At 72.9% G+C, this 12,883-nt stretch carries 10 protein-coding genes; 2 read left to right on the top strand and 8 right to left on the bottom strand.

Going from position 1 to position 12,883, the window contains the following annotated elements; all coding sequences use genetic code 11:
* Positions 1 to 174: 174 nt before the first annotated feature.
* Positions 175 to 2,124, top strand: coding sequence for a CoA transferase (locus HUT18_RS18565; protein ID WP_176101747.1), 1,950 nt, complete (start codon positions 175 to 177; stop codon positions 2,122 to 2,124).
* Positions 2,121 to 3,860 (top strand): class I adenylate-forming enzyme family protein, encoded by a 1,740-nt coding sequence (locus tag HUT18_RS18560; protein ID WP_176101746.1) that lies wholly within the window; start codon positions 2,121 to 2,123, stop codon positions 3,858 to 3,860. Before HUT18_RS18565 ends, HUT18_RS18560 begins: the two co-directional genes overlap by 4 nt.
* Positions 3,861 to 3,973: 113 nt before the next feature.
* Here HUT18_RS18560 and HUT18_RS18555 read toward each other — a convergent pair whose 3' ends face one another.
* The 8 genes from HUT18_RS18555 to HUT18_RS18520 all read right to left on the bottom strand — a co-directional run bounded on the left by HUT18_RS18555 (position 3,974) and on the right by HUT18_RS18520 (position 12,755).
* Entirely contained in the window at positions 3,974 to 4,843 is an 870-nt protein-coding gene (locus HUT18_RS18555) for a metal ABC transporter substrate-binding protein (RefSeq protein WP_254878686.1), read from the bottom strand.
* Positions 4,756 to 5,667 carry a metal ABC transporter permease gene (locus tag HUT18_RS18550; RefSeq protein ID WP_176104625.1) on the bottom strand — a complete coding sequence of 304 codons (912 nt, stop codon included), beginning with the start codon at positions 5,665 to 5,667 and terminating at the stop codon, positions 4,756 to 4,758. Before HUT18_RS18550 ends, HUT18_RS18555 begins: the two co-directional genes overlap by 88 nt.
* A gap of 44 nt (positions 5,668 to 5,711) precedes the next feature.
* Positions 5,712 to 6,326: a metal ABC transporter ATP-binding protein gene (locus HUT18_RS18545; RefSeq protein ID WP_176104624.1), complete on the bottom strand. Its 615-nt coding sequence runs from the start codon at positions 6,324 to 6,326 to the stop codon at positions 5,712 to 5,714.
* A gap of 242 nt (positions 6,327 to 6,568) precedes the next feature.
* A complete protein-coding gene (locus HUT18_RS18540; protein ID WP_254878685.1) occupies positions 6,569 to 7,108 on the bottom strand; it encodes a copper chaperone PCu(A)C in 540 nt (179 codons plus the stop codon).
* 29 nt (positions 7,109 to 7,137) lie between these two features.
* Positions 7,138 to 9,669, bottom strand: a complete 2,532-nt coding sequence (locus HUT18_RS18535; protein WP_176101744.1) for a cation-translocating P-type ATPase — start codon at positions 9,667 to 9,669, stop codon at positions 7,138 to 7,140.
* The gene (locus HUT18_RS18530) at positions 9,666 to 9,923 is read right to left on the bottom strand and encodes a hypothetical protein (RefSeq protein ID WP_176101743.1); all 258 of its coding nucleotides are present in this window, start codon (positions 9,921 to 9,923) and stop codon (positions 9,666 to 9,668) included. Before HUT18_RS18530 ends, HUT18_RS18535 begins: the two co-directional genes overlap by 4 nt.
* Before the next feature lie 89 nt (positions 9,924 to 10,012).
* Complete coding sequence (locus tag HUT18_RS18525; protein WP_176101742.1) at positions 10,013 to 10,909, bottom strand: SDR family NAD(P)-dependent oxidoreductase; 897 nt, start codon at positions 10,907 to 10,909, stop codon at positions 10,013 to 10,015.
* A 145-nt stretch (positions 10,910 to 11,054) separates the two neighbouring features.
* Positions 11,055 to 12,755, bottom strand: coding sequence for an FAD-binding oxidoreductase (locus tag HUT18_RS18520; protein WP_176101741.1), 1,701 nt, complete (start codon positions 12,753 to 12,755; stop codon positions 11,055 to 11,057).
* Between the last annotated feature and the right edge of the window lie 128 nt (positions 12,756 to 12,883).

The following is a 12,883-nucleotide window of genomic DNA, read 5'->3' as shown; positions in this document are numbered from 1 at the left end:
GCCCAATGACCCAACTACCCGAACTGTCCTGAACTTTCTTGAACTTTCTCGAACTCTCGTGACTTCCCGGCCGGAGTCCTGGAACCCCGGCCGTCCGCCATCCGACTGCCTCTTCCGTGGAACAGGTCGGAGGCGACCGCCTCCGGGTTCCCGCGCGTCAGGAAAGGAAGAGGGATGGCAACTCCAGCCACACCGGCCGTCGCGCGGACGGCCGGGCCACTCGATGGTCTCCGGTCGCACCGCTCGGGCCCGCCGGGTCCGGCGGACGACCTCGTACGAGAGCATCTGCGGCTACTCGGCGCCGCGACGGACGACGGGACAGGCGAAGGAGCAGGCGAAGGGACCGAAGGGACGGGCGAAGGCAGGGGCGGCGGCAGGGGTGAAGGCTCCGGCGGCCTGTTCGCCCTCGCCGGGACCGACCGCGCGGACGTGCCGTTCGATGTCCTGCTGCGCACCGGCTGGGGCGCCACCGCATCGGACGAGGCCACGGCGCAGGCGGTCACCGGCGTCATGGCGGTGCACGGACGGCGTGACGGTGCCCCGCGCGGCCTCGCCGTCGACTACGCTGCCGCCGCCACCGGCGTCCTCGCCGTCCAGGGCGTGCTCGCTGCCCTGCTCGCGCAGGCGCGGGGCGGGCGGGCGCCGCGCGTCGAGGTGGACGCCGAACGGGCCGCCCTGCTGACGGTCTCGCAGTACCTCGCCGCAGCGGGTGCCGAGGAGGGCGAGGCCGCCGAACTCGCCCCGGGTGGACCGCCGTTCACCTCGGCTGACGGGGTCGTCTTCGAGCTGGAGACCCTGGACCCGGGAGCCTGGGCGGCGTTCTGGCGTGCGCTCGACGCCCCCGAGGAACCGATCCGCCGGGGCTGGCGCCCCTTCCAGTTCCGGTACGCCACGGCCTGCGCGCCCTTCCCGCCGGTACTGCACGCCACCTCGCGCGCACACACCTGGGAACGGATCCGGCAGGCGGCCGACGCGTCCGGCGCCGAGGTGTGCCGACTGCGTTCGCTCGCCGAGCGGGCCGCCGAGTACGACGGCGCGGCGCCCTGGTCGCTGCGCGCGCACAGCACCGGGTACACCCCGCGCACGCCACCTCCCCCCGGTGACCTGCCGCTGGCCGGGTTCACCGTCCTGGAGGCCGGGCGGCGCATTCAGGCACCGCTCGCCGCGCACCTGCTGGGGCTGCTCGGCGCGGAGGTGGTCCGGATCGAGCCGCCGGGCGGCGACCCCCTGCGCGGGATGCCGCCCGCCTGTTCGGGTGTCTCGGCACGCTGGCTAGCGCTGAACCGGGGCAAAAAGGCCGTGGAGGTGGACATCAAGTCCCCGGCCGAGCGGGACCGGTTGCGCGCGATGGCCGCCGACGCGGACGTGTTCCTGCACAACTGGGCACCCGGCAAGGCAGGCCAACTCGGCCTTGACCACGCGGACTTCGCGCGGGTCAACCCGGGCCTGGTGTACGCGTACACCAGCGGCTGGGCGGACCGGCTGCCCGGCGCGCCGATGGGCACGGACTTCATGGTGCAGGCCCGTACCGGTGTGGGCGAGGCCGTACGGCCGTCCGACGAGTCGCCCGCGCCGTCCCTGATGACCCTGCTCGACGTACTCGGCGGACTGCTCGGCGCCGAGGCCGTTCTCGCGGGGCTGCTGCTGCGCGAGCGCACGGGCCGTGGCATCCGCGTCGAATCGGCCCTCCTCGGCGCCGCCGACCTGCTCACCGCCCCCGCCCGCGCACGTGCCGCACGGCAACTCCCGCCACGCCGGCCGGCCGCCTTCCGCCGCCCCCTGCGCACCGCCGACGGGTGGCTCGCCGTCGCCGATCGCGACTCGGACCGGGTCACGCCCACGCCCACGTCCACAACCGGGACCGGGACGGCGGCACCCGGAGACGGAACCTCCCCGGCGGGAACGCCCACGGGCGCACCCTCCGCGGACAAGAGGTCCACGACCAGACCCCACGCACCCGAGATCGCCCAACTCCCCACATCTCAAGCCCTGGAGCACCTCCGCGACCACGGTCTGACGGCCGTCCCCGTCCTCGCCGACCTCCGCGAGCTGCTCACCTCCGGCCCGATCACCCGCGACGCGCACGGCGCCCCCGCCGTCCCCGACCCCTGGAGCTTCCTGTGACCGTGGACCTGCACGACCTGCTGCCCACCGCGCTGCGCCGGGCCTGGGCGGTCGACGGCACCTGCCCGGACCTGGACGTCTACAGCCTGTACCGGGCCCGCCGGATCGCCGACCCGCACCGCACCGCGCTGATCGACGCCAAGGGGAAGCTCTGTTACGCGGCCCTCGACCGCAAGGCGCGATGTCTGGCCGCCGGTCTCGCGGAGACCGGCATACGCGCCGGGGACGTGGTCGGCGTCCAACTGCCCGGTGGGCGCGACGCCGTCATCGCCGATCTGGCACTCGCCGCGCTCGGCGCCGTCGCGCTGCCCTTCCCGGCCGGGCGCGCAGTGCGCGAGGCGGCCTCCCTGCTGCGCAGGTCGGAGGCGGTCGCCGTGATCGCCGCCGTCGAACACCGAGGCATCCCGCACGCGGCCGAACTGCGGGCACTCACCGGTGAACTCCCGCATCTGCGCACGGTGGTGGCCGCCGGACCGAACCCTCCCCAGGGCACGCTCTCCCTCTCCGCGCTGCTGCGCAGCGACCCGGCCACCTTCGTACCGGCCCGCCCCCACCCCGACTCGGCGGCCCGCATCCTCGTCTCCTCCGGCTCCGAGGCGGAGCCGGAGATGGTGGCGTACTCGCACAACGCGCTGGCGGGTGGGCGCGGCAACTTCCTGGCCTCGCTGATGCCCGAAGGGCAGCCGCCGCGCTGTCTGTTCCTGGTGCCGCTGGCCTCCGCGTTCGGCAGCAACGGCACCGCCGTCGCCCTCGCCCGGCACGGCGGGACCCTCGTCCTGCTCGACCACTTCACGCCCGAGACCGCCCTGGACGCGCTGGCCGCACACGAGCCCACCCACGTCCTGGGCGTGCCGACCATGATCCGGATGATGCTCGACCGGGTCGCGGAGACAGCGGGCGACCGTCCGGCGTTCACTCCCCCGACGGCCCTGGTCGTCGGCGGCTCACCGCTCGACGAGGCCACCGCCGAGGAGGCCCGGCAGGTCTTCGGCTGCCCCGTGGTGAACCTCTACGGCTCGGCCGACGGCGTCAACTGCCATACGGGACTGGGCGACGAGCCCCTGCGCGGTGCGGGTCCCGGCGTGCTCGCGGGCATCCCGGACCCGGCCGTCGCCGACATCCGTATCGCCGTCCCGGGCAGGCCCGACCTGCGGGAGGCGCCGACCGGTTCGGTGGGCGAGATCGTGGCCCGCGGCCCGATGTCCCCGCTCTGCTACGTCGCCGCTCCCGAACTCGACGCCCGCTACCGCACGGGGGACGGCTGGGTACGCACCGGCGACCTCGGCGTCGTCGGGGAGGACGGCAGGCTGCGGGTCGTCGGCCGCCTCAAGGACGTGGTCATCCGTGGCGGCACCAACATCAGCCCCGCCGAGGTGGAGCTCGAACTCGCGGCCCATCCCCAGGTACGGGACGTGGTGTGCGTGGGGGTTCCCGACCTCCTGATGGGCGAGCGCCTCGCGGCCTGCGTCGTACCCCGCGGCGAGGCACTCGCCCTGGACGCCCTCGGCACGCACCTCACCGAACGCGGCCTTCACCGGCACAAGCACCCCGAACACCTGCTGGTGATCGAGGAGTTGCCCCTCACTCCGGCGGGCAAGCCGGACCGGGTCGCGCTGCGGGAGCGGGTTCTGGCGCAGAAGGCGCAGCTGGATTCGGGGCAGGGCTCGGAGACCGGACCGGATTCGGAGACCGGACCGGACTCGGGCTCGTCGAAGTCCCTCGCGCAGGCCGTCTGAGAACGGTACGAGGCGCGGGCCGCCCGACATCGCGTCGGAACGGCTCGCGCCGAACGACCCGCGCCGAACGGCCCGAGCCTCGGAACGGCCCGCGCCTTGGCCCGTCGTACGGCTCAGGACGAAGCCATCGCGTCCTTGATCGTCTTCGCGGCGTCGCGGTACACCGCCACCAAGTCCAGGTTCTTGTCCGGGTAGTTGACGATCTCGACCTGTCGCGCGTCCGTGTCGGGCAACACCTCGCCGGTCGTCATGTGCGCGTTGTCCAGGACGAGTACGGGCTTCTTCGCGGACAGTTCGGCGAGCTGTCCGGCGGTCACGGAGCCGGGCCCGTACCGGCCACGCAGGTCCGCGCCCGCCATCTTCGCCGACCAGGTGGAGAAGACCTGGGCGACGACGGCCGGGGGCTTGCCGTCCGGCCAGGCGGACTTGAGGTCCTTCTGCAGTGCGGCGTACGTACCGGCGAAGGAGGTGTTCCACTTCGCGGCGGCGTCCTCGGTACCGAACTCGCGTCCCAGCCGGGTCACTTCGGCCCTGGTCTTGTTCGCGTCATTGTCGAGCCCGACCTGAACCAGCTTCGCGTCGGAGCCGGCCGCTTCCTTGATCTGCTCGGCGTACGGCTCGAAGGGCGCGTACAGCACGAAGTCGGCTCCGGCGACCGCGGCGAGGTCGGAGGGCTTGGGCTCGTAGTCCGGGGCGTGCTGGGCGGAGGAGGGGACGATGACCTTCACGTCCCGGGCGCCGGCGGCCTTGGCGAGGGCCCCCTCCCACGTGGTTGTGGCCACGACAGTGGGGCCGCCCTTGCCCTTTCCGTCCTTTCCGCCCTTGCCGTCGGCGCCGTCATCGTCCTGGTCGGATCCGCAGGCGGTGGCGGTCAGCGCCAGCAGGGCGCTCAGGCTCAGTACGAGGGCGGTAGAGGTGACGGGGAGGGAGCCGCGGCCTCGGACGCGGGTACGGGTTCGGGTGCGGACGCGGGTGCGCGCCATGAGGTGATTCTCCGTTCGGGGATGAGATGGACGAGGAGTACGAGGACTCCGGCCGTCAGGACGAGTACCGGCCCCGGCGGCCAGTCGAGCTTCAGCGCGACGAGGAACCCGGTCAGGTTCACGACGATGCCGAAGCCGACCGCCCAGGCGGTGATGGAGGTGAGGGAGGTACCCAGACGCCGTGCGGCGAGCGCGGGGAGCAGCGTCAGCGCGTCGACGAGCAGGGCGCCGGTGAGCTTGAGGGCCCCGGCGACGGACACCGCGACCAGAACGAGCAGCAGCAGCGTGAGCCGTTCGACGTGCACCCCGCAGATCAGGGCGAGTTCACGGTCGTGGAGGAGGAGCGCGAGGTCCCGGCGGCGCCACACGAACAGGGCGGGTACGACGACGGCGAGCGCGCCGAGCAGCCACAGTTCCGCCGTGCCCACCGACAGGATCGAGCCCCACAACAGGGCGAAGGCGCCCTGCGCGTTGACCCCGGACACCGACAGGACCAGGAGCGCGGCCGCGATCGCCAGGCTCATCAGCAGTCCCATCGCGCCGGAGAGTCCGTCCGGCGTACGGGCGAGGGGCGCGACTCCGGCACCCGCGAGCGCGCAGGCGAGCAGGGCGCACAGCAGCGGATCGAGCCCGGTGAGCAGGGCGACGGCGACACCGAGCAGCGCGACGTGCATCATCGCGAACCGCACCGGCATGATGTCGAGTCCGACGATCACCACCCCGATCACGGGCAGGGCGACCGAGGCCAACAGCAGTGCGGCGCCCGCGCGTTGGACCGGCAGGAGCTGGAGGAGCTGCCCGAGGTCGGCGGTGGCGAGGTGCACCGGAGCTCCGGCGACCCCGTTCAGCGGGTCTCCCCCAGCCGTGTTCACCGGACCTCCCGCAGCCGTCCGGCGGCCATCTCCAGGACGCGGTCACTGCGGTCGGCCAGCGCCCGGTCGTGCGTGACGACCACCACCGTCACCTTGAGGGACAGCAGCAGGTCGGCGGCCTCCTCCTGCCCGGCGAAGTCGAGTGCGGCGGTGGGCTCGTCGGCGAGCAGCACCCCCGCCCCGGCCGCGACACAGCCGACCGCCCGGGCCAGGTACATGCGCTGCAACTGCCCGCCGGACAAGGTGTGCAGCGGACGACCGGTCAGCGGCCCCACGCCGAGTGTGCGCGCGGCATCGGCGGCTTCGCCCAACGCCCCGCTGCTGGCGAGGAGTTCACGGGCGAGCAGCGGAAACCGCCCGACGGCGGGCTTCTGCGGAATCCACGCGCACACACGCCGCCGCCACGCCCACTGCGCCGCGCTGTCGGTCCCCCGGCCGCCCACCAGGATCCGGCCGTCGGCCCCGCGGTGCAGCCCGAGCACGGCACGTAGCAGCGTGGTCTTGCCCGAGCCGTTGGTACCGGTCAGCGCCACCCGCTGCCCCGCGTCGATGTCCAGATCCACCGCCCGCACGGCCTCCACCCGGCCGTGCCGGCAGCTCACCGCCCGCATCCGCAGATCCAGCCCGCCCCGGCCGCCGTCGCACCCCTGACTCCCTTGGCCGCCCTGGCTGGCTTGGCCATTCCGGCTGTCCTGGTCGCTCTGGCTGCCTTTGCCACTCTGGCTGTCGCCGTCCACCCCACACACCTCCCCGTCGGTTCTCCGAGAGGAGTCGGAAGGGGGAGGTGTGGGGTTCCCGCCGAATTCGACCCGGGCCGGGCAGGTCACCTCCTGCCGGCTTCCCGGGCGTGTGTTCAGCCGCTTCCGGCCTCCACCACGACCGCCGAAGCCTCCACCCGTCCGCTCTGCCGGAAGTGCAGGACGAACGGCACGACGTCCCCCACGCGCACCGCCTCGCGCACCGTCACCATCACGTCCACGCCCTGCGGTGACATGGCGAGGGTGCGGCCCGCCGGGACGGTGACGGAGTCCAGGTGGCGCATGTATCCGGCGTTGCCGTCGGTTCTCGTGTTGCGGGCGAGCATCGCCCCGTCGACGGCGTCGGAGGTGACGCCCGTCAACTGGTCGTCCGTGCGGCCCGAGTTGGTGATCCGGAAGTACACGGCGGACTCCCGGCCGTTCCCGTACGGCAGGAGCATGCGGGCGGAGGTCACCTCGATCCGCACGGGACCTCCCGCCGCCCCGGAGTCGGTCCAGACGACCAGGCCACCGAGGACGACGAGACAGGCGACGACGGGGGCGAGCGCGGCGCGCAGCGCTTCGGTGAGCCGTCGTCGCGAGGGGCGCCAGCCGTCGGGGACCAGGACTTCGGGGGCCAGGACTTCGGAAGCCAAGGCTTCGGATACCTCCCTGCGGGCGGCGGTCATCGGGAGCCACCCCCGCCCGGCCTCGGCTGCCAGGTCCGCAATCGGAGGCTGTTGCCCACGACCAGCAGCGAACTCGCCGACATCGCACCGGCGGCGAGCATCGGGCCGAGCAGGCCCACGGCGGCGAGGGGCACGGTGACGGCGTTGTAGCCGAACGCCCACAGCAGATTGGTGCGGATGGTGGCGAGCGTGCGGCGGGCGAGGCGGACCGCGTCCGCGACGGCCTCGATGTCGCCGCGCACCAGGGTCACATCGGCGGCCCCGATGGCCACGTCCGTACCGCTGCCCATGGCGATGCCGAGATCGGCCCCGGCCAGCGCCGCCGCGTCGTTGACGCCGTCGCCGATCACCGCCACACGTCTGCCCTCGCCCTTCAACTCCCGTACGAGCGCGGCCTTTTCCTCGGGTGTACAACGGGCACGCACCTCGCGGATGCCCAGTTCGGCGGCGACGGCGTGGGCGGTCGCGGCGTGGTCACCGGTGGCGAGTACCGGACGTACGCCCAGGCGCCGAAGCCGGTCCACGGCGCGATAGCTGCCCGGCCGCACACGGTCGCCGACGGCGAGCAGGGCACCCGGCTCACCGTCGACCCGTACCAGGACCGGCGTGTGCCCGGCGGACTCGCACGCGTCCAGCGCCCGTTCCAAGGGCTCGGGCAACTCCCCTGTGGGTACACCGACTTCGACCCGACGTCCCTCCGCCCGGCCGCTCACGCCCCGGCCCGCCAGCGATCGGAAATCGCTCACGGGCGGCAGGGGCGACGGTCCGGCGTGAGCGGTGATCGCACGGGCCAGCGGGTGTTCGGACCCGTACTCGACGGCGGCGGCCAGGCGTACCGGGTCGGCAGAGGGAGCGGCGTTGGTGACGGAGTCGGCTTCGGTGGCCGCCTCGGTCTCTGCGCCCGCATCAGTCCCGGTTCCGTCGCCGTCGCCGTCCCCGGTTCCGTCGCCGTCGCCGTCCCCGGTTCCGTCGCCGTTGCCGTTGCCGTTGCCGTTACCGTTGCCGTGCGGCGTCGTCACCGTCGCGCGGACCACGCTCATCTCTCCGGAAGTGAGGGTCCCCGTCTTGTCCAGGACGACGGTGTCGATGTGCCGCAGGGCCTCCAGCGCCCTGGGTCCTGAGACCAGTACGCCGAGTTGGGCGCCCCGGCCGGTGGCGGCGAGCAGTGCGGTCGGCGTGGCGAGGCCCAGCGCGCACGGACAGGCCACGACCAGTACCGCCACACTCGCCGTCACCGCCGCCTGCGGCTCGGCTCCGGCGCCGAGCCAGAAACCGAGCACGGTGACGGCGACCGCGAGCACCACCGGTACGAACACACCGGCCACCACGTCCGCGAGCCGCTGCGCACGCGCCTTTCCCGCCTGCGCTTCGGTCACCAGCCGTGCGATACGGGCGAGTTGGGTATCGGCGCCGACGGCGCTCGCCCGCACCAGCAACAGCCCCTGGGCGTTCAGGGCGCCGCCGACGACCGCCGCACCGGGCCCCACCTCGACCGGCTCGCTCTCACCGGTGACCAGCGACAGATCCACGGCGGAGCTTCCGTCCACCACCTCCCCGTCGGTGGCCACTCGTTCCCCCGGCCGTACGAGAAACGTCTGCCCTCGGCTCAACTCGCCCACCGGGACGCGCCGTTCGGTCCCGTCCGCCTCGCGCACGGCGACGTCCTTGGCCCCGAGTTCGGCCAGTGACCGCAGTGCCCGGCCGGTACCGTGCCGGGCCCGCACCTCCAGGAACCGCCCGGTCAGGACGAACAGCGGTACCGCGACCACCGCCTCCAGATAGAGGTGCGCGGCACCCCCGCTCCCCGCGTCGGGCACCAGGCTGAACGGCATCCGCATCCCCGGGTCCCCCGCCCCGCCGAGGAACAGCGCGTACGCCGACCAGCCGAAGGAGGCCACCACCCCGAGGGAGACCAGCGTGTCCATCGTCGCCGTCGAGTACCGCAGCCCCCGCACCGCCCGCAGATGGAACGGCCACGCACTCCACACGGCGACGGGCGCGGCCAGCACGAAGCACAGCCACTGCCAGTTGCGGAACTGAAGGGCGGGGACCATGGACAAGGCGAGAACCGGGAGGGAGAGGAGCGCGGTGACGGCGAGGCGCTGAATCTCCGGGCCGTATCTCAACCCCCGCTCCTGGGCCCCGGGTTGCGGCCCAGCCACCCGTCGCGGATCTGCCGTCGCCCCGGACTCCGACTCCGGCTCCCAATCCGACTCCCACTCCGGCTTCCTCCCGCTCTCGCGCTCGCTCTCGGGCTCGGGCTCGGGCTCGCGCTCGGGCAGCACCGCCGCGTACCCGGCCTGCTCGACCACCGCCACAAGCTGCTCGGGACGCACATGAACCGGGTGACTCACCCGCGCCAGCCCGGTCGCCAGGTTGACCGTCGCACTCACGCCGTCCACCTTGGCCAGCCGCTTCTCCACCCGGCGGACACAGGCGGCGCAGGTCATACCGGCCACGTGCAGATCGGTCCTCGCCGGCGGCGGACCGGCGGCCCCGGGAGAGAGCACCGTCTCCGGAATCGTCATCCGTGCGACCCGCCCATGTGGCCACCCTCGCCGTCGCCGCCGCTCTCGCCGCCGTCCTCGGGCGCGTTGTCGTGGCCGCCCCCACCCGTACCGTCACGGTGCATGCCGGGTGCGACCGGCCCGCTCGCGGCACCCACGGCGTACGACACCGTGAACATCAACGCCAGCAGGAGCAGGAAGCCGCACAACGCGGGTGGCGGCGCCGCGATGCGCACCCCGCGCACGGGAGGCCGCGGTCCTGAGGGCTCGTCCATACCGGTTCTCCTGATCGCCCGCACGGCGTGGGGCGCTCGCCCAGCCGCGCCGGTCGTCGTCCAGCCGTACTGGTTCAGGAGTCGTGGCGCTACCGGAGTTGGTTCCCGGGGGTCCCGGTTCGCGTTGCGTCACCGCGCGAAGTCGGCTGAGGGGAACGGATTCCCGGCGCCCGCCGCTCCGTGAGCCGCCGCGTCAGCTCCATGAGCCGCCCGCGCGCCTGCTCGTCGTACGCCTGCTCATGCGCGCGGGTGTCCGTGAACTGGTCGAAGTAGCGCCCGGTGGTGGACGCGAGAGCCGGGTCGGTGAGCAGCCGTACGGTCGGCCGTACGCCCTCCTCGACGGTGGTCACCGGAGTGAGTCCGTAGGCCCGTACGGCGGCGGTGTCCATCAGATGGGCCGGGTGCAGGGTGTTCACGGTGACACCGGTGCCGTCGAGTTCGGCGGCCAGCGCGAAGGTGGCGGATATCAGGGCGAGTTTGCTGCGGCAGTAGGCGCGCAGACCCTCGTAGTCGCGCTCCAGCATCACGTTGTCGAAGTCGACCGCCTCCTGCCCGATCGAGGCGACGTTGACCACGCGGGCGGGCGCCGAGGCGGTGAGCAGCGGGAGCAGGGCGCGGGTGAGGGCGTAGGGCGCCAAGTGATTGACGGCGAACCGCAGTTCGTGGCCCTGCGCGCTCAACTCCCGTCGCAGGGGCTGCGATCCGCCGCCGGAGACGGCGTTGTTGACCAGCGCGTCGAGCCGGGGTTCCGCCGCGCGCACCGCGTCGGCCAGCGCGTACACCTGGTCGAGGTCGGCCAGATCCGCGAGGTAGCTCCGGACCGTGGCGTTCGGGGCAGCGGCCCGGATCTCGTCGGCGACGGCGGCCAGGCGCGTACGGTCACGGCCGTGCAGCAACACGGTGTCCCCGCGCGCGGCGAGGTCCAGCGCGATACCGCGGCCGAGGCCCTGGGTCGCGCCGGTGATCAGGGTGGTACGTGGGGTCATGCACCGGATCCTGGCAGGGGCGGGGCGGGCCCGGGAGTGTGTGCCGAACCTGGTGTCGGTACCACCAGGCTCGGCGGACTCTCGGCGGCTGACCTGCCGTAGGTCCATATAGGGACCCGCCAACTGCCGCCCCCACCCCGGCCGTTCACGCTCCCGGCAGCCTCACCGACTGACTGTGCCGGAAGAAGTCGCGCGGGTCGTACTTCTGCTTGACCTGCTGGAGCCGGGCGTAGTTGTCCTTGTAGTACAGCTCGTGCCAGGGCACGCCGGAGGTGTTGAACGCCGGGTCTCCGAGGTCGATGTCCGGGTAGTTGACGTAGCAGCCGTCGGTGACCTCGTTCAGGACCGGAACGCCGCCCGTCCGTGCGTACACGCCGTGGTAGAACTCGCGGATCCAGCGCAGCGAGAGGTCCTCGGCCGCCGGGTCGGTCCACCAGATCGACCACGCCGCCTTGTACGCGGCTCGTCGGTGCGGGAAGGCGGTGGCGTCCTCGGCGACGGCGGCGATCCGCCCGCCGAAGGAGCTCAACTGCACGTTGGCCAAAGGGTTGTTGAGGTCGTCCCGGGTCAGATGGGTCCAGAACTCGTCGAGGTGCGCGTCCGGCATCGAGGTGCGGTAGTACGAGGACTTGTTGTCGCTTCGGTTGCTGGGGTCGTTCAGGGTCGGGTTGGTGGTGCAGGCGTAGCGGGTGGCCTGGAACCACGGCATCCGGCGCGGCTCGGCGAGGTCGGGCATGGCCGAGATCTCGCCCATGTGCACGGTCATCGGCTGGTACGCGACGTCCAGGCCCGCGGTCACCGCGGCCAGGAAGTCGTCGAGGAGCCGCCGCGCGTCCGGGACGGTCGCGTCGACCTGGGTGACCATGCCGATCTGGCCGCTCGACTTGTGGTTCAGCCACAGCGCGCTGAACAAGTGGTCGTGGACGGTGCCGGGTTCGAGGTGGGCGGCGTGCCAGTCGCTCCAGTTCTTCACCAGGCGCGTGAACCGGTCCTTGGTGAGCTCGGCCCACGGCCAGGAGACGGCGTGCAGCAGGATCTCGGCGGGCGGTTGCGGCAGCAGCTTCGAGGGGTCCGTACCGGTGGCGCCGGGCGAGCGGAACCAGAAGCGGGTGATGACACCGAAGTTGCCGCCGCCCCCGCCCGCGTGGGCCCACCACAGCTCGCGGTTCGGGTCGTCCGGCTCGCGGGTGGCCACCTGCGCCCTGACCGTGCCGTCGGCGGCGACGGTCACCACCTCGACCCCGTACAGATGGTCGATCACCAGGCCGAACTGGCGGCAGAGCAGCCCCCATCCGCCGCCGCTGACATGGCCGCCCGCGCCGACCTGGAAGCAGATACCGCCGGGGATGGTGACGCCCCAGGTCCGGTACATCCGCTCGTACACGTTCAGGAGCTGCGATCCGGCCTCGACGCACACCGCGTTCCTGGCGGCGTCGTAGGAGACCTTGTTCATCCGGCTCATGTCGAGGACGACGCGTACCTGGGAGTTGAACACCCAGTCCTCGTGACAGTGGCCGCCGCTGCGCACGGTGAGCCGCTTGCCCGCGCTCACGGCGCTCTGCACCACGGACCGCACCTGTTCGGTCGTCACGGGCAGACAGACCTTCTCGGGTGCGGCGCTCCAGCGCTGGTTGTAGCCGCGCACCAGATCCTGGTAGCGCTTGTCGCCGGGGGTCACTGTGGCGAGCGGTTCCGCCGCGGGCCCGCCGTCGGCGGCGGCCGCTGTGGACGGAGCGGCCAGACCCGTCCCCGCCAGCCCCGTCCCCGCCAGGAGCGCGGCGCCCGACGCGGCCGCGCCGCCGGTCAGAAAGTTCCGCCGGTGGAGCCCTTGTTCGTGACCTGCCATGGCAGCGATCCCCCCTCGCGTCCACCGCGCCCGGGTCCGGACCCGGGCGCGGACACGTGTGCCGTGTTCGTGGGGCGGAGCGTGCCAAGCGGGGGTCGGGAGTTGGTGGGGCGGCGGTGGAGTGAGGG

Origin of the sequence: Streptomyces sp. NA04227, from assembly GCF_013364195.1 — a bacterium.
In the GTDB taxonomy this organism is placed as follows: Bacteria; Actinomycetota; Actinomycetes; order Streptomycetales; family Streptomycetaceae; genus Streptomyces.
Note: the sequence above shows the minus strand (reverse complement) of the source record. Positions and strands in the feature narration are given on the sequence as shown.